This window comes from Corynebacterium singulare (genome assembly GCF_000833575.1).
GTDB classification, from domain to species: Bacteria; Actinomycetota; Actinomycetes; order Mycobacteriales; family Mycobacteriaceae; genus Corynebacterium; species Corynebacterium singulare.
The window spans coordinates 2,618,142-2,642,259 of the sequence record NZ_CP010827.1 but is presented as its reverse complement, the minus strand read 5'-3'; the positions used below and the strand labels follow the sequence as shown (position 1 = coordinate 2,642,259).

At 64.4% G+C, this 24,118-nt stretch carries 15 protein-coding genes; 11 read left to right on the top strand and 4 right to left on the bottom strand.

Features of this window, described 5'->3' with window-relative positions; all coding sequences use genetic code 11:
* The first annotated feature begins 60 nt into the window (after window positions 1-60).
* The 11 genes from CSING_RS12060 (at window position 61) to CSING_RS12010 (ending at window position 18,951) form a co-directional block, all read left to right on the top strand.
* A complete protein-coding gene (locus CSING_RS12060; RefSeq protein WP_042532644.1) occupies window positions 61-2,013 on the top strand; it encodes a glycosyltransferase in 1,953 nt (650 codons plus the stop codon).
* Window positions 2,003-2,530, top strand: a complete 528-nt coding sequence (locus CSING_RS12055; RefSeq protein WP_042532642.1) for a phosphatase PAP2 family protein — start codon at window positions 2,003-2,005, stop codon at window positions 2,528-2,530. The genes CSING_RS12060 and CSING_RS12055 overlap by 11 nt, the downstream gene beginning before the upstream one ends.
* Window positions 2,527-3,528: a decaprenyl-phosphate phosphoribosyltransferase gene (locus CSING_RS12050; protein WP_042532640.1), complete on the top strand. Its 1,002-nt coding sequence runs from the start codon at window positions 2,527-2,529 to the stop codon at window positions 3,526-3,528. The genes CSING_RS12055 and CSING_RS12050 overlap by 4 nt, the downstream gene beginning before the upstream one ends.
* A 36-nt stretch (window positions 3,529-3,564) precedes the next feature.
* On the top strand, window positions 3,565-5,325 hold the full coding sequence (zomB, locus tag CSING_RS12045; protein WP_042532637.1) for a flagellar motor control protein ZomB: 1,761 nt from the start codon (window positions 3,565-3,567) through the stop codon (window positions 5,323-5,325).
* Window positions 5,326-5,451: 126 nt separating this feature from the next.
* Window positions 5,452-6,483: an alpha/beta hydrolase gene (locus tag CSING_RS12040; RefSeq protein ID WP_042532635.1), complete on the top strand. Its 1,032-nt coding sequence runs from the start codon at window positions 5,452-5,454 to the stop codon at window positions 6,481-6,483.
* Window positions 6,484-6,743: 260 nt separating this feature from the next.
* Window positions 6,744-8,744: an alpha/beta hydrolase-fold protein gene (locus tag CSING_RS12035; protein WP_042532633.1), complete on the top strand. Its 2,001-nt coding sequence runs from the start codon at window positions 6,744-6,746 to the stop codon at window positions 8,742-8,744.
* 3 nt (window positions 8,745-8,747) lie between these two features.
* Window positions 8,748-9,266 (top strand): hypothetical protein, encoded by a 519-nt coding sequence (locus tag CSING_RS12030; RefSeq protein WP_236683981.1) that lies wholly within the window; start codon window positions 8,748-8,750, stop codon window positions 9,264-9,266.
* A gap of 79 nt (window positions 9,267-9,345) precedes the next feature.
* Entirely contained in the window at window positions 9,346-10,281 is a 936-nt protein-coding gene (locus CSING_RS12025) for a cutinase family protein (protein ID WP_042532631.1), read from the top strand.
* Window positions 10,282-10,370: 89 nt separating this feature from the next.
* A complete protein-coding gene (locus CSING_RS12020) occupies window positions 10,371-12,230 on the top strand; it encodes a FadD32-like long-chain-fatty-acid--AMP ligase (protein WP_042532629.1) in 1,860 nt (619 codons plus the stop codon).
* A gap of 302 nt (window positions 12,231-12,532) precedes the next feature.
* Entirely contained in the window at window positions 12,533-17,407 is a 4,875-nt protein-coding gene (locus CSING_RS12015; protein WP_042532627.1) for a type I polyketide synthase, read from the top strand.
* Window positions 17,404-18,951, top strand: a complete 1,548-nt coding sequence (locus CSING_RS12010; protein ID WP_042532625.1) for an acyl-CoA carboxylase subunit beta — start codon at window positions 17,404-17,406, stop codon at window positions 18,949-18,951. The genes CSING_RS12015 and CSING_RS12010 overlap by 4 nt, the downstream gene beginning before the upstream one ends.
* A gap of 273 nt (window positions 18,952-19,224) precedes the next feature.
* Here CSING_RS12010 and CSING_RS12005 read toward each other — a convergent pair whose 3' ends face one another.
* The 4 genes from CSING_RS12005 to CSING_RS11990 all read right to left on the bottom strand — a co-directional run bounded on the left by CSING_RS12005 (window position 19,225) and on the right by CSING_RS11990 (window position 24,116).
* Window positions 19,225-20,238 carry an HNH endonuclease signature motif containing protein gene (locus CSING_RS12005; RefSeq protein ID WP_042532623.1) on the bottom strand — a complete coding sequence of 338 codons (1,014 nt, stop codon included), beginning with the start codon at window positions 20,236-20,238 and terminating at the stop codon, window positions 19,225-19,227.
* A 180-nt stretch (window positions 20,239-20,418) separates the two neighbouring features.
* Window positions 20,419-20,766: a DUF3054 domain-containing protein gene (locus CSING_RS12000; protein ID WP_042532620.1), complete on the bottom strand. Its 348-nt coding sequence runs from the start codon at window positions 20,764-20,766 to the stop codon at window positions 20,419-20,421.
* On the bottom strand, window positions 20,767-21,777 hold the full coding sequence (locus CSING_RS11995) for a lysylphosphatidylglycerol synthase transmembrane domain-containing protein (RefSeq protein WP_042532618.1): 1,011 nt from the start codon (window positions 21,775-21,777) through the stop codon (window positions 20,767-20,769).
* Window positions 21,774-24,116: an MMPL family transporter gene (locus CSING_RS11990; RefSeq protein ID WP_042532615.1), complete on the bottom strand. Its 2,343-nt coding sequence runs from the start codon at window positions 24,114-24,116 to the stop codon at window positions 21,774-21,776. The genes CSING_RS11995 and CSING_RS11990 overlap by 4 nt, the downstream gene beginning before the upstream one ends.
* Window positions 24,117-24,118 lie beyond the last annotated feature (2 nt).

The following is a 24,118-nucleotide window of genomic DNA, read 5'->3' as shown; positions in this document are numbered from 1 at the left end:
CAAACCACTACTCTTGGGTTCTGAATACTGTCGAAACCTGTGTGGAGAAACGAAGATAACGTGACTGCCAACAATTCTGCTGCGTACGAACCCGTACAGCGCATCCTGCTGCCGAAGCGCGGCGAGCCGGTCGACGTCCGCATGCTCTACCTCATTGAGTCGGAGCAAAACCGTGAGCGCCTCAGCTGGAACGACCGCACCTCCGTGACCATCCCGGCGGGCGAGGAAGCTTCCTTCGAGACCTACTTCAACGCCTTCCCGGCCGCGTACTGGCGCCGCTGGTCCCAGCTCAAGTCCATCATCCTCAGCATGGACGTTGAGGGCGAGGCCAATATTTCCCTTTATCGTTCCAAGCAGGACGGCCAGCGCATCGCGGTGGCCAACCACGTGGTGACCACCGGCCACCACGAGTTTGAGCTGCCGCTGAAGAACTTTGAGGACGGCGGCCTGCTGTGGTTTGATGCCTCGGCGGTTGAGGACACCACGCTTGTCGACGCCGCCTGGTGCGCCCCCCACGCCCCGAACCCGCAGCTCCTGCCGGACGGTAGCGAGTATCCGGCGCAGGAGAAGCGCGTCGCTGTGGGTATTCCAACCTTCAACCGCCCGACCGATGCCGTCGCCGCGCTGCAGGCGCTGGCAGAAGACCCGGTCGTGGACGGCATTATCGACTACGTCCTTATGCCGGACCAGGGCAACCAGCATCCGGCAGATGAGCCGGGCTACGACGACGCCGTGGCGCACTTCGGCGAGCGCTTCCGCGAATTCCGCCAGGGCAACCTGGGCGGCTCCGGCGGATACTCGCGCATCATGTTCGAAGCGCTGGAGAATACGGACTCGCCGTACATCCTGTACATGGATGATGACATCGCTATCGAGCCGGATTCCATCCTCCGTGCCGTTCAGGCGGCGCGTTATGCTGCGAAGCCCATCATCGTGGGCGGCGAGATGCTCAATCTGCAAGAGCGCTCGCAGCTGCGCACCACTGGCGAGCGTGTCAACCGCGCTGACTTCATGTGGGGCGCGGCCGAGCATGCCGTCTACGACCACGACTTTGCCAAGTACCCGCTGCGCGCCATCGGCACCAAGGAATCCCGCTTGGACCCGAAGAAGTATGACTCCCGCGCGCTGCACCGCCGCATTGATGTGGAATACAACGGCTGGTGGATGTGCCTCTTCCCGCGCATCGTGGCAGAGACCAACGGCCAGCCCCTGCCACTGTTCATCAAGTGGGATGACACCGAGTACTCCCTGCGCGCGGCCGCCAATGGCTTCCCCACGGTGACGTGGCCGGGCGCCGCCATCTGGCACATGGCCTGGGCGGATAAGGACGATGCCATCGACTGGCAGGCCTACTTCCACCTGCGCAACCGCCTTATCGTGGCGGCGCTCTACCACGAGGGCGACCCGCGCGGCATTACGCGCAGCATCTTCAAGTCCACCCTCAAGCACACCATGTGCATGGAGTACTCCACCATGGCCATCCAGCTTGAAGCCATGAAGGACTTCCTCGCCGGCCCGGACCGCCTCTTCGACATCCTGGAGTCTTCTCTTCCGCGCATCGCGGAGATCCGCAAGGGCTATTCCGATGCCGTCATCATCGAGTCCGCCGACCAGCTGCCCGCCCCGACGGGCGCGCCGGGAGTGCCCACCCGCAACATCGGCGGCCGCTTGGGCAAGCTCAAGAAGATCCCGTGGCTTCTCAAGTCTGCCAAGCACCTGGTGAGCAAGGAGGACCCGGCGCACCACGAGGCCCCGCAGCTCAACCTCACCCCGGAGGAGGCTCGCTGGTTCACGCTCTCCCGCGTTGATTCGGCGACTGTTTCCACCGCAGGTGGCACCGGCGTGGCCTTCCGCAAACGCGACCGCGACCTAGCCAAGGAACTGGTGCAGTCCACCCGCGAGCTGCTCAAGGAGATCGAGGACAACTTCGATGCTTTGCGCGCGGAATACCGCGCGGCCCTGCCGGAACTGACCTCCCGTGAGTCCTGGCGAAAGGTCTTCGATGCCCAGTAAACTTTCCGTCGCTGAATCCCACGTCCTAGAAAAGATCCAGGATGTGGCCTTCGACGCACCCGGCATCCTGCCCGCCGCCCGGGGCTTAAGCCACTTCGGTGAGCATGCCCTGGGCTGGATGGCCCTATCTGCTCTTGGCGCAGCGGTGAACTACTCGAAGCCACAGAAGCGCCGCCAGTGGGCCTACGTCGGCGTCGGTGCGTTTACCGCGCACGCGGCCAGCGTTGTGATCAAGCGCATTGTGCGCCGCAAGCGCCCGGACTATGACTACGTGAAGGTCGGTGTGAAAACGCCGTCTAAGCTGTCGTTTCCGTCGTCACACGCGACGTCGACAAGCGCGTTCCTCGTGGGCGCCGCACACGTCCTGGGGACCCCAGCGCCGCTCGTGGGCGTGCCGGTCATGATGGCCTCGCGTATGGTGCTCGGGGTACATTATCCGTCCGATACCGCGCTCGGCGCCCTCCTCGGCGCCGCCACCGCGGAGGCCTGTCACCGCTATGAAAGGAAGAGCCGATGAGCACCCGACGCGTTGATGACGGCGAGCAGAAAGTCTTTCATTCGGAGCCGCACACCTCCGGCATCGATACTGGCCGCAAGCGCAAGCCGCCGAAGAACCTCGCCGATGGCATGGTCAAGGCCCTGCGCCCGAAGCAGTGGGTCAAGAACGTCCTGGTCCTGGCTGCCCCCGCGGCGGCCGGTGCGGACGCGCTGTTTCATACGCGCGTGCTTCTCGACGTCCTCCTGGCCTTCGTCGTCTTCTGCATGGGCGCCTCCTCGATTTACCTCATCAATGACGCCCGCGATGTGGAGGCTGACCGCGAGCACCCAACGAAGCGTTTCCGCCCCATCGCGGCGGGCGTGCTGCCAGTGAGCCTGGCCTATGTGATGGCCGCGGTGCTCATCGTCGGCTCAATTGGCCTGTCCTTCCTGGCTACCGCGGGCCCGCAGCTGGCCATCGTCATGGCTGTCTACATCGGCCTGCAGTTGGGCTACTGCTTCGGGTGGAAGCACCTGCCGGTCATTGACATCGCCCTGGTGTCCTCCGGCTTCATGCTGCGCACCATGGCCGGTGGCGTGGCCGCCGGCATCGAGCTCTCCCAGTGGTTCTTGCTGGTGGCTGCCTTCGGTTCGCTGTTTATGGCCTCCGGTAAGCGTTATTCGGAGATTCTTCTGGCGGAGCGCACGGGCGCGAAGATCCGCAAGTCCCTCGAAGGCTATACGCCGACGTATCTGCGCTTTGTGTGGACCCTGGCGGCCACCGCGGTGGTCATGTCGTACTCGCTGTGGGGCTTCCAGCTGTCTAACCTGGCCGAGGGTTCTGCCGGCGTGTGGTACCAGGTGTCCATGGTGCCCTTTACCATCGCCATCCTGCGCTACGCGGCGGACGTTGACCGCGGCAATGGCGGCGCCCCGGATGAGATTGCGCTGGAGGATCGCGTCCTGCAGATCTTGGCGCTGGCGTGGCTGGCCTGCATCGTCATGGCCGTCTATGTTATGCCCTCGATTGGTGGATAGCTACTAACTGCTGTCACAGTGCTAGACTCTTTCCCCATGCGAAAACCCGATTCACGCACCGTTGCGGCGCTCAGCGCGTTGGCCTCGGTTCTCGTGATCGGGGTTTTCTCGTTCTGGGGCGGGTTCGCTCGCCGCTGGATTTCGGATGACGGTCTCATCGTCCTCCGCACCGTCCGCAACCTCGAAGCGGGCAACGGCCCCGTCTTTAACGCGGGCGAGCGCGTCGAAGCCAATACGTCAACGCTGTGGCAGTACCTCATCCTGCTTGCCCACTGGCTGTCGAATGCCCCGTTGGAATCCATCGCGGTCAACGTGGGCCTGCTGCTTTCGGTCGCGGCGATGATGCTTGGCGCGTGGGCAACCGCCCGCGGACTTTACCGCTCCCACGCTTCTGCTGCACGCGGTGCCGCGCCGCTCGTGCTTCCCGCCGGCGCGCTGGTCTACCTCGCGCTGCCGCCGGCGCGTGACTTCTTCACCTCCGGCCTTGAGTGGGGCCTGTCCATTTTCTATCTCGCGGCCCTGTGGGCGCTGCTGCAGAATTGGGCGCAGTCTCACTCCACACCCAGCGCATACTGGCTGGCCCTGTGGGCAGGCCTGTCGTGGTTGGTGCGCCCGGAACTCGCGCTATATGGCGGATTGGCCGGACTGGTGCTCCTTGCGGCGCACCGCAACTGGAAGGTGTGGCTCGGTATCCTCGGGGCGGCGCTGCCCATCCCGGGCGCGTACCAGATTTTCCGCATGGGCTACTACGGTCTGCTGACTCCGCACACGGCGGTGGCGAAGTCGGCGTCGGAAAGCGCATGGGCCAGCGGCCTGAACTATCTTCAGGATTTCGCCGGGCCGTATGCCCTGTACCTGCCCGTCCTCGTGCTGGCGGTGGCCGGCGCGTGGGCCTCCCGTGAGCACCTGCGCCCCACGGCGCTGCGTAGCCCCACGGCCGTAACCTATGTGTTCCTGGGCGCGGCCGCAGTACACACGCTGTATGTCCTGCGCGTCGGCGGCGACTTTATGCACGGCCGGATGCTCCTGCTGCCGCTTTTCGCCGCGCTACTTCCGGTTTTTGTGCTGCCGCTCAAGGGCCTGGCCACGTGGTTCGCGGTGGCCTTCTGTGCCGTGTGGGCCCTCGTCGTTATTCTGCGGGGCCACGAAACGGATTGGGATGCCTATGAGCAGCCCCTTGACATCGTGGACGAGCGTGATTTCTGGACCTATGCCACCAAGCGCGAGGCTGGATATCCGCCGCGCTCGGCGCGTGATTACCTCACAATGAAATTCATGAACGGCTACCCGAGCGCCATGGAGAACCTCGAGGACGGCGATGCCCTGGCCGTCATCTACGTGGAGGACAAGGACGCCGACCGCCTCAACTGGCTTACGGTCCCGCGCGAGGAGGGCCGGAAGGATCAGCCGACGCTGTTCCTGGTGAACCTTGGCATGACGTCGATGAATGCGCCGCTTGACGTCCGCGTCCAGGACACCATCGGTCTGGCCACCCCGTTGGCGGCGCGCATGCCGCGCGAGGACAACGGGCGCATTGGCCACGACAAGTCCTTGGCCCTTGAATGGCAGGCCGCGGAGTCCGGCGCGGACATTGATTATCTGCCGCCGTGGTACGACAAGGAGAAAACCCGCCAGGCTCGGGAGGCGCTGGAGACCCCGGAGCTGAAGGAGCTTGTCGCATCCTATAGCGAGCCCATGTCGTGGGAGCGTTTCCGCGCCAACCTGGGGTTTTCCCTGACGACAGGCCGCACGCTGCAGCTGTCGGAGGACCCGTCCGATTACCTTCCTGCCGGGTAGCCACCCCCGAGGGGAGGCAAAACTCGGCCGAGTGGGCTACTCTACAAAAGATTCTCGTTATTGATCCGTAACCATCGCTGGCGTGTCGGCGATGTAGTAGTGGCAGTAAAAACGTTAAGGAGAAAAATGAGTGCACTGAGCTCTGCCCTGCGGACGCGCGTTGTGGCGGTTGTCGCCGCCATCGCCGTCGCCTTGGGCCTCGTCGTCACCGCCGGCACCCAGGAGGCCTCGGCGGCCAATCGTGACTGGTTGCGTGGGGACGCCACCGGCGCCTGCGAGTGGGACCGCGTGGGCTACTGGGTACAGCGTTGTGATGTGTGGTCCGCTGCTATGGGCCGCACCGTTCCGGTTCAGGTTCAGCCGGCCAAGAATGGTGGCAACGCGGGCCTGTACCTTCTCGATGGCCTCCGCGCCACGGACCGCACCAACGCCTGGATCAATGACGTTAATGCGGCGCGTTCCTACGTGGACCACAACATCACCCTGGTTATGCCGGTGGGCGGTGCGGCTTCTTTCTACGCGGACTGGCGTGCCCCGGCCACCTATGACCTGGTGAAGCCGGTGAACTACAAGTGGGAGACCTTCCTGACCCAGGAGCTGCCGGCTTACCTCGAGGGCAACTTCGGCGTGGCCCGCAACAACAACTCCATTGCTGGCCTGTCCATGGGTGGCACCGCGGCCATCACCTTGGCCGGCAAGCACCCGGAGCAGTTCCGTCAGACGCTGTCCTACTCCGGCTACCTCACCACGACTCTGCCGGGTGCGCAGACCTTTATGCGCCTTGCGCTTCTCGACGCCGGCGGCTTCAACATCAACGCCATGTACGGCTCCGTCATCAACCCGAAGCGCTTCAGTAATGACCCGTTCAACCTGATTCCGGATCTGGCGGCGCACGGCACGGACGTCTTCGTGTCCGCGGCCTCCGGTATCCCGGGCCCGCTGGACCAGCAGCGCTACCTGCCGCAGCACATCGCTTCCGGTGTGGTGCTGGAAGGTTTTGCGAATGCCACGACCCGTCTGTGGGAGCTCAAGGCACGCGCGTCGGGTGTCCGTTTGCAGACGAACTACCCGGCCCAGGGCCTGCACAACTGGGAGCAGTTTGGCTACGAGCTGGAGCACTCCAAGCCGCAGGTACTCAACGTGATGAACGCCTGGTAAGCGTCGCGGCAGCTTCTTTGCGCCGGCTTTTCTGGCGTCTCAGTGACATCCTTTCGCTGAGGCGCTGGGGGAGCCGGCTTTTTCGTGTTCGGTGGGGCAGCGTGGGCGTGTCCCTCTTCCAAAAGTCTCAAGTTCAACTTAAACTTGAGCACACATTAGACCGCTCACCGCGTCTGCAGTGGCGAGTTCCGCAGGAGGGGAACCTGCGGAGCCCGCTCGATGCAACGTGCCTTCACTCGACACATCGCAAGGATTCACCAATGCCGAACACTGCGCCTTCTCAGAAGTCTGCACAGCCGTCCACGCGTGCCGGCCTGCGTTCCCCGTCCGCTGCTCGCAAGGGCCTGACTATTGCTGCTTTGCCCACCGCCGTGGCCGTGGGCCTCGCACTGCTGCCTATGGCTAACGCACAGTCCTCCGGCTCCAGCTCCGGCGAGGGCCTCACCGACATCCTGGGAAGCTCCAATTTCTCGGACTCCTTCGCGCCGTCGAACCCGCCGCAGCGCACCCCGATTGAGACCGAGTACCCGGACATCGAAGGACTGCCGGAGGGCGTCTCCGTCTCCCGTGTCGAGTACCTGACGAACCGCCACCTCAAGGTCTACATCAAGTCCGCCGCCATGCCGGACCAGGAGCAGGTCGTGCAGATTCAGCTGGCTCGTGACTGGTACTCCAGCCCGGACAAGACGTTCCCGGAGGTATGGGCCCTCGACGGTCTGCGTGCCCGCGACGACGAGTCCGGCTGGACCATCGAAACCAACATCCTGTCCCAGTACGCTGACCGCAACGTCAACCTCATTATGCCGGTGGGCGGCGAGTCTTCCTTCTACTCCGATTGGCAGAAGGCAGACAACGGCAAGCACTACAAGTGGGAAACCTTCCTCATGCAGGAGCTCATCCCAGTGCTGGAAAAGGCCTACCGCTCCAACGGCCAGCGCGCTGTTACCGGTATCTCCATGGGCGGTACCGCCGCCATGAACCTGGCCGAGCGCAACCCGTGGGCCTTCAAGTTCGTTGGCTCCTTCTCCGGCTACCTCGACACCACGACCACCGGCATGCCGGAGGCCGTGACCGCCGCCCAGGCAGATGCCGGCGGATACACCTCCACCAACATGTGGGGCGAGCTGTACTCCCAGGACTGGGTTGACCACGACCCGAAGCTGGGCATCGAGAATCTTAAGGACATGAAGGTCTACGTCTCCGCCGGCAACGGCAAGGATGACTACGGCCAGATCGGTTCCGTGGCCAAGGGCCAGGCCAACATGGCCGGCGTGGGTCTCGAGGCCATCTCCCGCATGTCTACCCAGACCTTCGTGGACTACGCCAAGCGCGCCGGCGTGGAGCCGGTAGTGAAGTTCCGCCCGACCGGCGTCCACAGCTGGGAATACTGGCAGTTCGAAATGACCGAGGCGTGGCCGTTCATTGCTGACTCCCTCGGTCTGGACAAGAGCGACCGCGGTGCGGACTGCACCCCGGTCGGCGCCATCGCCGATGCCACCAAGTCCGGCATCATCGGAACGTGCCTGAACAACGAGTATGACGTCGCCGACCGCGGCAAGGCCCAGGACTTCCAGGCCGGTACCGCCTACTGGTCCCCGGAGACCGGCGCCCACGCCGTCATCGGCCGCATCGGCGCGCGTTACTCCGAGCTCGGTGGCCCGACCTCATGGCTGGGCTTCCCGGTGACCGGCGAAGAAAAGACCCCGGACGGCCGCGGCCGCTACGTCCACTTCGAGCACGGCTCCATCTACTGGACCCCGGAGAACGGCGCATGGCCCATCCCGAAGGACATCTTCGACGAGTGGGGCAAGAACGGCTACGAGGGCGGTGACCTCAAGTACCCGACCTCCGATGTCCGCAAGATCGGTGACGGCGTGGTCCAGGAATTCGAGGACGGCGTTCTCACCCACAACCCGGACGGCTCCTTCCACATCGTCCACGGTGCTATCGGCGCCAAGTACAAAGAACTGAAGGCGGCCGAATCCGATTTGGGCTACCCAGTCGGCGAGGAAAAGCAGGTCAACGGCGGCTTCTTCCAAGAGTTCGAGCACGGCAACATCTACTGGTCCATGGACAGCGGCGCGCACTACATCCTCAAGGGCGACATCTTCGACGAGTGGGGCAAGCACGGCTACGAGCAGGGCGAATTCGGCTGGCCGACGGAAGACTACAAGGAAATCCCGGCCGGCGGCCTGACCCAGACCTTCCAGCATGGAGTCATCCGCAAGGTCATGGGCACCGTTCAGGCAGACAAGAAGTAAGCCATGCGCATGCGACGTCTTTCCCATCCCACCGTAGCGGCGGCGCTGCTGGCCGCTGGCGCACTGCTGGCCGGCTGCGGTTCCGCCACTGTCGATGAGAGTGAAGCCACCGAGACCTCCGTGGCGCCGCTTGAGCGTTCCGCGTCCGCGTCGTCGGCGGCGTCGGGGGCGTCCTCTGAAACGTCGACAAGCGCTAGCGAAAACTCCCCTGCAGGCAGCTCATCCCGAGGAACCGGTGACGAACCTGAGGACCGCGGCGCGCGCGAGGTCTCCGAAATCCCCGCACCCGCTCCCGATGAGGGGCCCAACCAGCACTTCCTGGCTGCGATCTCCCAGGGTGGCGTGAACACGGACGGCGTGGAGGACCAGCTCATCGGCGCCGCCCAGGCTTCGTGCCAGGGTGATGCCGTTACCGTGCCCGCGGTGGCCGGCCAGCTCATCGAACAGGGCCGCAGCGAGCTGAGCCACGAGCAACTCACCCAGCTCATCACGGAGCAGGGACGCGCCCTGTGCGCTGGCTAGAGCGAAGCCCAGCGCACACAGCTCCATGTCAGGGATTCCGCAGGGAATCCCGCACCTTCCCAAGCTAGATTTTCCCACCATGCGTAAAACATTCACCGTCCTCGCCGTCGTCGTCCTCCTCGCCGTGATTGGCGGGGGAGCGGTTCACTTCCTCAACACCCGCAACGAGGGTGAACCGGGAGTGCTCGTCGCGCCTTCCGACGACCCAGCGCAACCCGGTGAGGAGGAACCCGCACAGCCTGACTGGTGCCCGCGCTTCGAGTTCGTCTCCGCGCCGGGCACGTGGGAATCTGCCGCCGACGATGACCCCATCAACCCCGGCGCGAACCCGAACTCCTTCATGCTTTCCATTACCAACCCGCTCAAGGAGTCCTACGTCCCCAATGACGTCAAGGTGTGGACGCTGCCGTACACCGCGCAGTTCAAGAACATCAATGCTCAGCAGGAGATGAGCTACGACGAGTCCCGCGATGAAGGAACCTCCCGCCTGGAGGGCGAGCTGACCTACATGCACGAGACCTGCCCCGATACGCAGTTCATCCTGTCCGGATTCTCGCAGGGCGCGGTCATCGTGGGCGATGTCGCCGACCGCATCGGCGGCGGCAATGGCCCCATCCCCGCCAGCAGTGTGGCAGGAGTGGCGGTGATTGCGGATGGGCGTCGCGAAGAAGGCGTTGGCATCAACCCCGGCGCACACGTCGGTGGCGTCGGCGCGGAGATTGCGCTGCAGCCGGTCTCGACCCTCATTCAGGGCATCGTTCCGGGAGCAACGATGCGCGGCGCGCGCGCCAATGGGTTCGGCGAACTAGCTGACCGCACCTTCCAGATCTGTGCGCCCAATGACTCCATCTGTGATGCCCCGCTCGACGTCAGCAACGGTCTTGATCGTGCGATGGACCTCATCGAAGCCAACGGTGTACATGCCATGTACGCCTCCAACCCGCATGTTATTGAAGGGACGACGGCTAGCCAGTGGGTAACGCAGTGGGCCAAGGACATCATCGACGCGCACTAGTGCGTGCCATGTAACACTTTCCCGATCCCGTCTGATATTTTTAGTGTCAAAAGTACGTGACCTATCTACCTCCCCACGAAGGAGCCCACATGGATCTGAAAGCCTTGATCGGCCAGTTCTTCGACGAGAAGGGCAACATCGCCCTGCCCCCGCACCTCACTCTGGCGGGCCTAGCGGAGCACCTCTACGGCGCTGAACAGCAGGCAGGAGTCCCCGACCGCCCGGTTATGCGGCAGTGGGTCTACAACGACAACCCTGAGGGTACCCCGCGTGACTTCACCCGTTCTCAAGTCAACACCCGCATCAAGGTGGTGGCCGCGCGCCTGCAGCAGGTGGGCAAGATGGGGGACCGTGTGGCCATCCTGGCCGGCAACTCGCCGGAATACATCTTTGGCTTCCTTGGTGCCATGTATGCGGGTATGACGCCCATTCCGCTCTATGACCCGAATGAGCCGGGGCACACCGACCACCTGCGCGCCGTGTTCGGGGATGCCAACCCGCCGGTCGTGCTCACCAACAACGTCTCGGCTGCAGCCAACCGCGCCTACTTCTCCGATCGTCCGGCCGCGGAGCGCCCGCGCATCATCTCCATTGATTCCCTGCCGGATTCCCTGGCGGCAAGCTGGACCAACCCGCTGGAGACCGAGGAGGGCAAGGCGGCCCTGGCTGCGCTGAAGACCCCGCCGGTGGATCACCCGGCCTTCCTGCAGTACACCTCCGGATCCACGCGTACCCCGGCGGGCGTGCTGCTGACCAATCGCAACATCATGACGAACGTGCTGCAGATCTTTACCGCGGTGCAGATCAAGCTGCCGCCGCGTGTGGTGTCCTGGCTGCCGATGCACCACGATATGGGCATCATTCTTGCCGTATTCGTCACCATTCTGGGCCTCAATCTGGAGATCATGACCCCGCGTGACTTTGTGCAGCAGCCCAAGCGCTGGGTGGACCAACTGAAGCGCCAGCCTATCGATGCACAGCTGCAGGGTACCTACGCCGTCGTTCCTAACTTCGCCCTGGAACTCGCCGCGCGCTACGGTGCGCCGGCGGCGGGCGAGGAGCTGGATCTGTCCAATGTGGAGGGCATCATCATTGGCTCGGAGCCGGTGACGGAGTCTGCGGTGAATGCTTTCTGGGAGACCTTCGGCAAGGAGGAGTACGGTTTGCGTCGCGAGACCTTGCGCCCGTCCTATGGCATGGCGGAGGCCTCCCTCATCGTGACGACGCCACAGACGCCGGATCGCCCCATCATTTCGCACTTTGACCGCGAGCGCCTAGCGCACGGCGAGGCCGTCATCGTGGAGAAGTCCGAGGATTCGGTGGCGTATGCGTCCTGTGGTCAGAGCGTTGTGGCCCAGGATCTGACCATCGTGGATCCGGAAACTCGAGCCGAGCTTGCCGACGGTCACGTGGGCGAAATCTGGCTCCACGGCGAAAACCGCGCCGCCGGCTATTTGGGCCGCGACGAGGAGACTGCCTCGACCTTCCACAACACGCTGGGTAAGCGCCTGGCTGAAGGTTCGCGCGTAGCGAATGCTCCGGACGACAACAACTGGCTCGCCACCGGTGACCTGGCCACGATTGTGGATAACCAGGTCTACATCACCGGCCGTCTCAAGGACCTCATCGTCGTGGCTGGCCGCAACCACTACCCGCAGGATATTGAAGGCACCGTGCAGGAGGCCTCCGCTCACGTGCGCGCGGATTCCATCGCGGCCTTCTCCGTTGAAGGCGGCAGCACCGAGGAGCTGGTCTTGCTCATTGAGCGCGCCGATGGTGCCAACCCTGCCGAGGATGAAGCCGCCTCCGAGGTCATCCGTTCTGCGGTGTCCTCACACCACGGCGTGACCCCTGCGGCCATTCAGTGGTTCAACGCCAACGAGATTAAGCGCACCTCCTCCGGCAAGATTGCCCGGCGCGTGGCCAAGAAGGAGTACCTCGCCTCCTAGCCCGCGCTTGGCGCTTACCGCGCTCAGCCCGAACGCAGCCCCTGCTTCCTTCCGTGGTGGGGGCTCTTGTCGGTCTGTGTCAACCTCAGCCGCTGGGGCGCTACGGTTCCACACGCACGTATGTGGAACTCAACCGGGTTTTCGCAGGTGGGGGAACATAAGGGCATGTCGGTTATGAAACTCAAGTTAACGAAGTGAGATAATCGTCCGATAACTCTGATAGAAGCGTCGTCGAGCGCGCCTTCGTGCTGCGCAAAATCGACCGACCTTGCACATAGTCCGCGTTAGAAAGCTAAAGATTTATGACCGTTGAAGAGCTTCGTGGCTGGCTGCGCACCTGGGTTGCGCAGACCACCGGCCTGTCCGCCGAGGAAATCACGGACACCAAGCCGCTGGAGAACTTCGGGCTGTCCTCGCGCGACGCCGTGGTTCTTTCCGGCGAATTAGAAAACCTCCTCGGCATTAAACTCGAGCCGACCGTGGCCTATGAGTACCCCACCATTGCGCAGCTGGCGGATCGCCTCGTCAACGGCGCAACTCCCGAGGCGCCGCAAGCAACGTCAGGGCAGACACAGACACCACTCATCGAGGGCGGCGATATCGCCGTCATCGGCTATGCTGGTCGCTTCCCAGGGGCCAAGAACGTCGCCGAGTTCTGGGACATGCTGGCTGAGGGCCGCCCCGGTACCGGACCGCTGCCTGTCGGCCGTTGGTCGGAGTACTCCTCCGACCCAATTACCAGCGAGAAGATGGCGCAACAGAACACCGACGGTGGCTATATCGAGGACATCGCCAGCTTCGACGCTGAATTCTTCGGCCTCTCCCCGCTGGAGGCGGCCAATATGGACCCGCAGCAGCGCATCCTCCTCGAGGTGGCCTGGGAGGCTCTCGAGGACGCCGGAGTGCCCGCCAACCAGCTGCGCGGCACCGCCACCGGTGTCTACATGGGCTCCACCAACAATGACTACGGCATGCTCATCACCGCGGACCCGGCGGAGATGCACCCCTACGCCATGACAGGCACGTCGTCTGCCATCATTGCCAACCGCCTGTCCTACGCTTTTGACCTCCGCGGACCGTCCATCAACGTGGATACCGCCTGCTCTGCCTCCCTCGTGGCAGTCAACCAGGCGGTCAAGGACCTGCGCGTGGGCGCGGCGGACGTGGCCCTGGCCGGCGGCGTCAACATCCTGTCCTCCCCGCACGCCTCCATCGGCTTCAGCGAGTTGGGTGTCACCTCGCCCACGAGCGCCATCCACGCCTTCTCTGATGACGCCGATGGCATCGTCCGCGCGGATGCCGCCGGCGTGCTGGTGCTCAAGCGGCTTGCCGACGCCGAACGCGACGGCGACACCATCGCCGCCGTCATCAAGGGCTCCGCCGTCAACTCCGACGGCCACTCCAACGGCCTCACCGCCCCGAACCCGGAGGCGCAGGTTGATGTCCTCGAGCGCGCCTATGCCGATGCCGGCATCCGCCCGCAGGATGTGGACTATGTTGAGGCCCACGGCACCGGCACCATCCTCGGTGACCCCATCGAGGCCACTGCGCTGGGCCGCGTGCTCGGCCCAGGCCGCCAGGCCGCGACACCGACCCTCCTGGGCTCCGCCAAGACCAACATCGGTCACTCCGAATCCGCCGCAGGTGTCGTCGGCCTCATCAAGGTCATCGAAGGTATGCGCCACGGCGTCATCCCACCGAACATCAACTACGCCGGCCCCAACCGCTACATCGACTTTGACGCTGAACACCTCGAAGTGGTCGAGGACCCGCGCGAGTGGCCCGAATATTCCGGCCAGAAAATCGCCGGCGTCTCCGGCTTCGGCTTTGGCGGCACCAACGCGCACGTCGTCCTCACCGATTACCGCGGGCTGACCCGCCAGGACGCCCCGCAGGTCGCCGTCGGTGAAGGCCAGCCGGTGGCCTTGCCGGTCTCCGGCTTGCTGCCCTCGCGCCGCGCAGCCGCCGCGGCCGACCTTGCGGATTACATCGAGGCCGAGGACCCGAACCTGCTCTCCCTGGCCCGCACCCTCGCCCGCCGCAACCATGGAAGGTCGCGGGCGGTGGTGGTGGCGTCGTCAAGCGAAGAGGCCATCAAACGCCTGCGTCAGGTGTCTGAGGGAACCGTCTCCGTGGGCATCGCCGCGGCGGATTCCCCGACGGTGCACGGCCCGGTCTTCATGTACTCCGGCTTCGGCTCGCAGCACCGCAAGATGGCCAAGGACATGATCGAGATCTCCCCGCTGTTTAAACAGCGCCTGGAGGAGCTCGACGCCATCGTGGCCTATGAGTCCGGCTGGTCCATCCTGGAACTGGTCCACGATGATTCCCAGACCTACAACACCGAGACCGCGCAGGTGGCGATTACCGCCATCCAGATTGCGCTGACGGACCTGCTCGCCGCGTTCGGCGTCCGCCCGGCTGGTGTCATCGGCATGTCCATGGGTGAAATCGGTGCGGCCTACGCCTCCGGCGGCATCACCGCCGAGGATGCCATGCTCATTGCCTGCCACCGCGCGCGCCTCATGGGCGAGGGCGAGGCCTCGCTTGCCGACGACCAACAGGGCGCCATGGCCGTCGTCGAACTCTCCGCCGAGGAGATCGACGCCCTACCTGGACATATCGAGCCCGCCGTCTACACCGGCCCCGGTATGACCACCGTGGGCGGCCCGCGCGAGGAAGTCCTCGCCCTGGTGGAAAAACTCGAAGGTGAAGGCAAGTTCGCCCGCGCCCTCAACGTCAAGGCCGCCGGCCACACTTCCGCCGTGGACCCGCTGCTGGGTGAGCTCTATGCCGAAATCGCCGGCATTGAGGCCCGACCGCTGCACACCACGCTGTTTTCCTCCGTGGACCGCGGCAAGGCTTACCGCCCAGGGACCGTCGTGCACGATGCGGACTACTGGATCCGCATGACGCGCCACTCCGTCTACCTGCAGGATGCGACCGAGTCGGCCTTTGATGCGGGCCACACGCAGATTGTGGAGATCTCCCCGAATCCGATTGCACTCATGGGCCTCATGTCCACCGCTTTTGCCGCGGGCAAGGCGGATGCGCAGCTGCTTTACAGTCTCAAGCGCAAGGTCGATCCCACCGAGTCCCTGCTGGATTTGCTGTCCAAGCTCTATGCCTCGGGTGCTCCGGTGGAGTACACGAAGGTCTTCGGTTCGGGCGCGCTTGTCGACGCCCCCTCCACCCGCTTCCGCCGCCAGCGCTTCTGGACCAACGCCCGCCCGTCCTCCGGTGTGTCCGGCCTGCCTGGTGCGCGCGTCACCCTGCCGGAAGGGGCCGTGGCCTTCTCCACGAATGCGGACCAGGCACCGAGTGCACTCGCGCTGCTGGAAGCCGCCGCCGAGGCCGTGACCCCGGGTGCGCAGATTGCCGCCAGCGAGGAGCACCTCGATCTTCCCGCGAAGGGTGAGGTCACCACCATCGTGCGCCGTACCTTGGGCGGCCTATCGGTAGCGGTGCACTTTGTCGACGGTGCGTCGACCAAGCTCATTGCGGAAGGCTTTGCCTCGACCCTCAACCTTCCAGCGCCCGCTGTCACTCCGGAGCCGACTCTGGCACAGGCCGTGACCGCGCCGCAGTTCGCTGATCCTGAGGTGGGCGTCGACGCCGTGCGCTGGGACCCTGCGAAGGAAACGGTGGAGGAGCGCCTGTCCCTCATTGTCTCGGAGTCCATGGGCTATGACGTCTCTGACCTGCCGCGCGAGCTGCCGCTCATTGACCTGGGACTGGATTCGCTGATGGGCATGCGCATCAAGAACCGCGTGGAGAATGACTTCCAGATCCCGCCGCTGCAGGTGCAGGCGCTTCGCGACGCCTCCCTCGCCGACGTCATCACCATGGTCGAGGACGCCGTCGCCGAGCAGACCCCTGCCGCGCCTGCTGCTGATGCCTCTGACGCCACCACCCCGGCCGACGCGACCCCGGCCCAGGCCACCGCACCCTTCGCGCTCACCGAGAGCGACGACTCCGCCGGAAAAGCCGCCACCGTGAGCGCGAAGGGCGGCGCGGATGAGCTGCGCGGTGACAACCGCGGCGCGGATGGAGCGCAGAACGACGGTGAGCGCGACGGCGAGGCTGAGGGCGTGGGCGTGGCCCCGCGCGATGCTTCCGAGCGCATGGTGTTTGGCACCTGGGCCACCTTCACGGGTAAGGCCGCGGCCGGCGTGACCTCTGCGCTGCCGGAGGTGAGCGACGAGGTGGCCGCCCAGATTGCTGAGCGCCTCACGGAGCGCGCCGGCATCGAGGTCACCGCACAGCAAGTCCACGAGGCCGACGCCTTGGAAAACCTCGCAGACCTGGTCCGCGAGGGCCTGGAAACCGAGGTCGAAGGCAACATCCGCGTCCTGCGCGAGGCCGACGGCCCCGCCGTCTTCATGTTCCACCCGGCCGGCGGCACGACGGTGGTCTACCAGCCGCTGACCCGCCGCCTGCCTGCCGACGTCGCCGTGTACGGCGTCGAGCGCCTTGAAGGCAGCCTGGAGGACCGCGCCGCCGCCTACATCGAGGACATCCTGCACTACGCGCGCGGCCGCAAGGTCGTGCTCGGCGGCTGGTCCTTTGGCGGCGCGCTGGCCTACGAGGTGGCCTACCAGCTGCAGGAGCGCGCCGCCCGCGGCGAGGACTCCGCCGAGGTCGCCTTCATCGCGCTGCTGGATACCACCCAGCCCGCCCACCCAGCGCCGGACACCCTCGAGGAAACCAAGGCCCGCTGGGGCCGCTACGCGGCCTTTGCCAAGAAGACCTACGGCCTCGACTTCGACCCGCCCTACGAGATGCTGGAAACCGTCGGCGAAGATGCGCTTATGGCCATGCTCGCCGAGTTCCTCACCTCTACCGACGCCTCCGAGCACGGCCTGTCCGCCGGCGTACTCGAGCACCAGCGTGCGTCCTTCGTGGACAACCAGATTTTGGGGTCGCTGGATATGGGAAGGTGGGCGTCGGTAAGCGTGCCGGTGCTGTTGTTCCGCTCCGAGCGCATGCATGACGGCGCCATCGAGCTCGAGCCAGCGTACGCGGAGATTAACCCGGACGGCGGCTGGGGCGTTATCGTGAAGAATCTGGAGATTGTGCAGCTGCCCGGCGACCACCTGGCGGTTCCCGACGAGCCGGCAATCGGTATCGTGGGCAAGCACATGGAGGATTGGATCGAGGAGAAGATTCGCAAGTGACTAGCACCGCCGACAAGCTAGCGGACCTGCGCGAGCGCCTCGAGCGCGCCCAGGACCCCGGTAGTGAACGCTCCCGTGCCCGCCGCGACGAGGCCGGCCGCTCGACGCCGCGCCAACGCATCGCCGCGCTTCTCGACGAAGGCTCGTTCGTCGAAACCGGTGCCCTAGGCAAAACCCCCGGCGACCCGGACGCGATTTACTCCGATGGCGTGGTCACCGGCCACGGCCGCATCAACGGCCGCCCGGTGTGCATCTATGCGCACGACAAGACCGTCTACGGCGGTTCCGTGGGCGTGACCTTTGGTAAGAAGGTCACCGACATCATGGATTTGGCTATCAAGATAGGCTGCCCGGTCATCGGTATCCAGGATTCCGGTGGTGCGCGCATCCAGGATGCGGTGACGTCCCTGGCCATGTATTCCGAGATTGCCCGCCGCCAGCTCCCGCTTAGTGGCCGCAGCCCGCAGATTTCCATCATGATGGGCAAGTCCGCCGGTGGTGCGGTGTATGCGCCGGTGACCACGGACTTCATCATCGCCGTCGACGGTGAGGCGGAGATGTACGTGACGGGACCGAACGTGATTAAAGAGGTCACGGGTGAGGAGATTTCCTCGCACGATCTCGGTTCCGCGCGTCAGCAGGAGCTCAACGGCAACGTGTCCGTCGTGGTGCCCTCGGAGGATGATGCCTTCGACCTGGTTCGTGACTTGCTGGACCACCTGCCGCTGACCTGCTTCGATGAGGCGCCTGTCTTTGACGCGCCCTCTGATGAGGAGGTGGCCCAGGACACCGAGCTGGATTCCTTCATGCCGGATGACACGAACGCCGGCTATGACATGATGGATTTGCTCACGCAGCTTGGCGACGATGACGAGCTCATCGAAATCCAAGAAAACTACGCGCCCAACGTCATCACCGCCTTCGGCCGCATCGACGGCAAGGCCGTGGGCTTTGTGGCGAACAACCCGATGCATTCGGCGGGCTGCATTGACGCGGACGCCGCCGATAAAGGTGGGCGTTTTATCCGTATTTGCGATGCCTACAACATCCCGCTGGTCTTCGTAGTGGATACGCCGGGCTACCTGCCAGGCGTGGACCAGGAGAAGGCTGGTCTGATTCACCGTGGCGCGAAGTTTGCGTTCGCCGTGGTGGAGGCCACCGTGCCGAAGGTATCGCTCATCGTGCGCAAGGCCTATGGCGGTGCTTACGCCGTGATGGGCTCGAAGAACCTGACCGGTGACATCAACCTGGCGTGGCCGACGGCCCAGATTGCCGTCATGGGCTCGGCCGCAGCCGTGGTCATGATTGCCGGCAAGCAGCTCGAGGCCGCCGAAACCCCGGAGCAGCGCGCCATGACGAAGAAGATGTTCATGGATTTCTACGATGAGACCATGACCGCGCCCTATGTCGCCGCGGAGCGCGGCTACCTCGATGGCATGATTAAGCCCTCCGAGTCGCGCCTAGCCCTGCGCCGCGCGCTGCGCCAGCTTGCTGATAAGCAGGAGAAGGACCTGCCGAAGAAGCACACCATCTCCCCGCTCTAGCGCCGGTTGTGCTCCCCGGCTGTATGCCGGTTTTCTTGCAGGGGCGTAACGTCGAGGGCATCCTCGCACGATAGACATAAAGTCTAGGTAATCGAATAAAGGAGAATTATCATGCTCTCTAGCGTTATTGACCTCGGTGGCGACATCATCAACCTCGTCATCATGCTGCTCAACCGCGCCGGTGTCTCGGTCTCCGGTTCCTCTCTGAGCTCGAAGTAGTCGCAGACCAGCGCCTGTAGCCCCTCCTTTGGAGGGGCTTTTTCGATCAGTGTTTTAGCGCCAGGCAGGACTGGGGCTGGGAACTGGAGGACCGCCACCGGGCGGCAACCAATGGACTCTGCCGTTGATGCGGTCGACTCGACCCCGGCCGGTAGGGCGAGTGGGGTCGTCATCATTAATGGCGTTGTGGTACTGGCATAAAGGAACCAGATTGGCCACGTTGGTAGGCCCGCCATCCTGCCAGCGTTGAATGTGGTGCATCTGGCACTCCGCAGCTGGTCGTGTACAGCCGAGCCAGGCACACGTCGGGTGCTCTGCGCTGAGTAACAGCCGCTGCTTCTCGTTGGCAAAACGGCTCCCGTAATACAGATTCACCGGCCCCTCGACCGGGTGGAAGAGCGAGACAAAGCCTCGATCGGCAAACTGCGTGCGGAGAAATTCCGCGCCGGTCATGGTGCCGCCGTCGGTAGCCTGCAGGATGATGTCATCGCCCTCGCCGCGCACAATCGTGTCAAGCTCGTCGAGGCGCACAATGACATGTGCATGCAGCGCCGGCCTCGGTGCACCGGAACCCGCGAAGACGTCGTGTGCGGCTTTGAGCAGGTCATCGTTGGTCGCTCGGAGTGTGCCGACCATGTCCGCGATCGCTCGCGGGCGGTCTGTAATGGTGATGCTGTGCATACCAGTCGCGCTGCGGCGCACGCGCACGCCCGGGGAGGGCTGGGGCTTAAGTTCCGCCAGCCGGCGTCGTGCCACAGCAGCAATCTCACCCACCGGCGTCTCACACAACTCCACTCGGAGGTCCCAGGCTTTACGGGAATCCTTCACCCGCGCAACATGTCTTTCGATGGTGAGCAGCGTATCCAGTGCGTGGTTGGTGTTCCGCGCGCGACGCTGCTTAGCGGTGAACGCGGTCTGCCCAAAATACACGCGGTGCAACGCATCCAACTGCCGCGCTACGCGCGGAGTGGCGCCGAGTGCGATCATTTCATCGAGCGTGTGGCCCGCGCACAAGGAAACGACGTGCATGCCGCGAGCGAGTACCCCGAGTAAGTCCCCCAACTTCATGGCTCACACACTAAACCCCCTCCACCTACCCCGCAACTGGAACGGCAAACTCCCAGCTCAAAGGGGGTGACTATGGTTGGTTGTAAGCGTGGCAAGCCTGGCTGGCGGGTGCCTCCCTAACACGTGAGCGCGTCTTGTGAAGGGAAGAAAACAGGCTAGAGGAAATGGCGAAGCCGGATACTAAGCGCGGGAGCGGGAGGTAACAGTAGCGATGGCGCGCCAGCCAAAGAGCAGCAGCGCGGACATGACCGTGGCCACGATGAGGAAGGACCAGTGCGGCAGGCGGCCATTGACCAGCACCCACAGGGCCATGCCGCCAAGGATGGCGCTCACCCACACCACGGCTCCCTGCTTCCACAGGCCGCCAAGCTTCGTGGCCATGATGATAAGCCAGCCCACAATCGCTCCCGCAGTCCACGGCCAGAAGGCATCGAACCATGTGCTCAAGCTCAAACCGCCATGCGCCAGGCGGGCGAGGATGGCGAAGAGGGCGAGGGCGAGGACGTCGATAAGCGGGGCAACGCGCATTTAGGATTCCTTCTGGTTCAGCGCCGCGTAGGAGAAGCCATCGCGGGCGTAGTGGGCGAAGTAGATGACCCATCCAATGATAGTGATGAGCGCAAAGGAAATAAGCCGGTAGATGATGGCCGCGGAGGTGGCATGCACCACGGTCAGACCCGTCGCAACCAGCGGAGCAATAAGTGCGGCCTCAACCGTGCCCAAACCGCCTGGCGTGACCTGTGCGGAGCCGGCCAGTTTTGCGGCGAGGAAAGCCAGGGCAACACCGGCAATTGTGGTGTCGTCCGCACCAGCACGCAGCCACGGGATCTCCCCGGTCACCGCCCACACCGACGCCCACAATGCGGCCATATCTGCCAAACGGTGCACCAGCGACGCCCCGGCAACCACGGCAAAGGGGCCGCGCGAGAGGTGGACCTCGCCCAAGTTGCGGACTTCCTGGATGACTCGATCCCGGGTAGCCCCCGGGTGAAGCTTGCGCAGCCAGCGCTCGAGGGTCACCGGGTGGGAGGTCAGCCAAAAAATTCCGCCAAGCGCGGCAAGCATGAGAACGATGGTGGTAATCAGCGAACCTAGAGCCATATCCGCGTTGAGGAAAAACACCCCGCCGAGTCCGATGAGCGCGAGGAACATTGAGCTAATGACCGAGGACAAGAACAGGAAGTAACTGCACAGCGCCACCGACGCGCCCCAGCGGCGCTGCACCTGGAAGGTCAGCACTGCGGAGAACGCCGGGCCCGCCGGAAGGGTCGTGGACCATGCGTTGGAGGCCAGGGTGATGGCGTAGGTCTCGCGCAGCGGAACGTTGACGCCGCCGGCGCCAATGAGACGCTTCATCACCTCGGCCATGCCGGCGATGGAGAGCAGCGCAAAGACCACGACGAGCACCACGGGGAAAGGTTCGGCGTGGCGCAGGCGGCGCAGACCTTCGGTGATGAAGTCGAGCTGGTCGCGGAAGAACCACGCCAGCGCGGCCAGGATAACCAGGGAGATTATCCAGGTGATCCACTTCTTGTTCATCGTTTATCCGTGGAGTTCAGGCGCCGCATCAGTTCGGTGAAGGGGATGAGTTCCTCGTCCGTGTCGGCGCTGCGGTCACCTCGCACGGCCGCATCGTTCGCGCTGCTTGGCGACGCCCCCTCCTCAGCCGGCGCCTGGCTGGCTGCAGGTGTTGGCGCCGGGCTCGCGGCGGCAGCAGGCTCCGCCCCGGTAGGCTCCGCCACGGTAGGCTCCGGCACAGCAGGCTCTTGTGCAGCGGCGGGCTCGGGGGAGTCGCCGCCAAGGCGGTGGGTCAGGCCAGTGAGGAAGCGCGGTGCCCACCAGTTGTCCTCGCGCAGCAGGTGCATGACGGCGGGGACGAGGAGCATGCGGACGATGGTGGCGTCGATAAGCAGCGCGAAAATCATGCCGAAGGCGATGTATTTCATCATGACGATGTCGGAGAAACCGAAGGCACCGGCGACGACAATCATGATGAGCGCGGCCGCGGTGATGATGCCGCCGGTGTGGGCGGTGCCCGCGGCGATGGCCTCGTCCGTGGACGCACCTTTACGGCGGGCCTCCACCATGCGGGAGACCAGGAAGACCTCGTAGTCCGTGGACAGGCCAAAGACGATGGCGATGATGAGCACCAGGATCGGGCTCATGAGCGGGCCCGCGGTGTAGTTGAACAGGCCAGAGCCCAGGCCGTCGACGAACATGAGCGTCAAGATGCCCAACGTTGCGCCCAGGGAAAGCAACGTCATGATAATGGCCTTGAGCGGCAGGATGAAGCTGCCGAAGACCAGCGCCATGAGGAGGAAGGTGGCCAACACCACGTAGAGGGCCATCCAGGGGAGGGTCTCAAAGAGCGCGTCGAGGGACTCGACCTCCATGGCCGGCGTGCCGCCGACGTAAAGTTCGACGCCCTCGGGAGCCTCGATGTTCTCGAGCTCGTGGACGATACGCCCGTAGTCCTCGCGGTCCTGGATGCCGGCGCCGAGGACGGTGGTGCCGTCGACAGTCGCGGTCTTCGGGCCCATCGGTTCGGTGAGGCCCTGGATGGAGCGGGCTTGCATGACGACGTCTACAAGCTGCTCATTCGTCGCATTCTTCACCACGAGCTTGACCGGTTCGGTGCGGAAGGAGGGGAAGTCCTCGTTGAACTGGTCCTGGGCCACGCGCACGTCGTTATCCGGCGGCAGGTAGGTTTCGTTGATGCCGCCAAATTTCACGCCCAGTACCGGCAGCGTCAGCGCAATGAGCAGGGCGCAGATGGCAGCGGTCATCAGCCCCGCGCGGCGCATGGCCCAGCGTGGTAGTTTGTACCACCACGTGTCCTCGATGCGGCGCCCGCGGCGTGAAGTCTTGCGCACGGTCCACTTGTCAATGTTGTGGCCCAGCATGCCGAACAGTGACGGCAGCACCATAACGGAAAGCAGCGCGGCCAGGCCCACCGCGGAAATGGAGCCATAGGCCACGGACTTGAGGAAGGCCTGCGGGAAGAGGAAAAGCCCCGATAGGGACACGGCCACCATGGCGGCGGAGAAGACCACGGTCTGGCCCGCGGTGGCGGTGGTTATTGCTACGGCCTCCTTGGTGTCGCGGCCCTTATCCAGCTCCTCGCGGAAGCGCGAAACCATGAAGAGGCCGTAGTCGATGGCCAGGCCTAGTCCCAGCAGCGTGACGACTGCCTGAGCAAACACGTTGACCTGCAGGAAGCCGGCCAACACGGAGAGGATGCCCAGCGATCCGAGGATGGACAGCCCGCCCACCACGAGCGGCATAAACGCCGCGACAACGGAGCCGAAAACCACGAGCAGCAGCAGGCCCACGAGCGGCAGGGCGGCCTTCTCCGCGCGGGAGATGTCCTGGGCCATGCCCTCATCCAGCGCGTCAGCCACGGCAGTGGCACCCGCTACCTGCACGGGCAGGTCGCTGGCGTGGAGCGAGTCCTCGATGGCGCGGAAGTCCTTGAGGGTCTGCTCACCGTCGCCTTTGAGCCCAATGGCGGCGAAGGCCCTGGAGTGGTCCCGCGTGATGAGATTGGGGTTACGTGAATCGAAGTAGCTGGTCACGGAGTCAATCTGCCCTGGGTGCTGGGATTTGAGGTCCTCCAGGAAGGCGGTGGCCTCGGCGGCGTGGGCATCGGGGTCCTCAAAGAGGAGGATGACGTCGCCGGAATTGTCACGGCCGAAGGTGTCGAGCTCAATCTGTGCCGCGCTTGTCGACGCCGCCCCCGGATCCTCCCAGCCCTCCTGGCTCATCCGGTCGCTTAAGCGGGTGCCGAAGCCGAAGAAGAGCACCAGGATAAGGCCGACGAGAACTAAGGGAATGGCTTTGCGGTGCGCGTAGGAGAAGCGCCCCCAGGAATAAAACACTG

Excerpts from the sequence above, each read along its gene's own strand:
- CSING_RS11995 (WP_042532618.1), bottom strand. The coding sequence starts at position 21,777 with ATGAACAAGAAGTGGATCACCTGGATAATCTCCCTGGTTATCCTGGCC.
- zomB (WP_042532637.1), top strand. The coding sequence starts at position 3,565 with ATGCGAAAACCCGATTCACGCACCGTTGCGGCGCTCAGCGCGTTGGCC.
- CSING_RS12050 (WP_042532640.1), top strand. The coding sequence starts at position 2,527 with ATGAGCACCCGACGCGTTGATGACGGCGAGCAGAAAGTCTTTCATTCG.
- CSING_RS12040 (WP_042532635.1), top strand. The coding sequence starts at position 5,452 with ATGAGTGCACTGAGCTCTGCCCTGCGGACGCGCGTTGTGGCGGTTGTC.
- CSING_RS12005 (WP_042532623.1), bottom strand. The coding sequence starts at position 20,238 with ATGAAGTTGGGGGACTTACTCGGGGTACTCGCTCGCGGCATGCACGTC.
- CSING_RS12000 (WP_042532620.1), bottom strand. The coding sequence starts at position 20,766 with ATGCGCGTTGCCCCGCTTATCGACGTCCTCGCCCTCGCCCTCTTCGCC.
- CSING_RS12020 (WP_042532629.1), top strand. The coding sequence starts at position 10,371 with ATGGATCTGAAAGCCTTGATCGGCCAGTTCTTCGACGAGAAGGGCAAC.
- CSING_RS12015 (WP_042532627.1), top strand. The coding sequence starts at position 12,533 with ATGACCGTTGAAGAGCTTCGTGGCTGGCTGCGCACCTGGGTTGCGCAG.
- CSING_RS12035 (WP_042532633.1), top strand. The coding sequence starts at position 6,744 with ATGCCGAACACTGCGCCTTCTCAGAAGTCTGCACAGCCGTCCACGCGT.
- CSING_RS12025 (WP_042532631.1), top strand. The coding sequence starts at position 9,346 with ATGCGTAAAACATTCACCGTCCTCGCCGTCGTCGTCCTCCTCGCCGTG.
- CSING_RS12055 (WP_042532642.1), top strand. The coding sequence starts at position 2,003 with ATGCCCAGTAAACTTTCCGTCGCTGAATCCCACGTCCTAGAAAAGATC.
- CSING_RS12030 (WP_236683981.1), top strand. The coding sequence starts at position 8,748 with ATGCGCATGCGACGTCTTTCCCATCCCACCGTAGCGGCGGCGCTGCTG.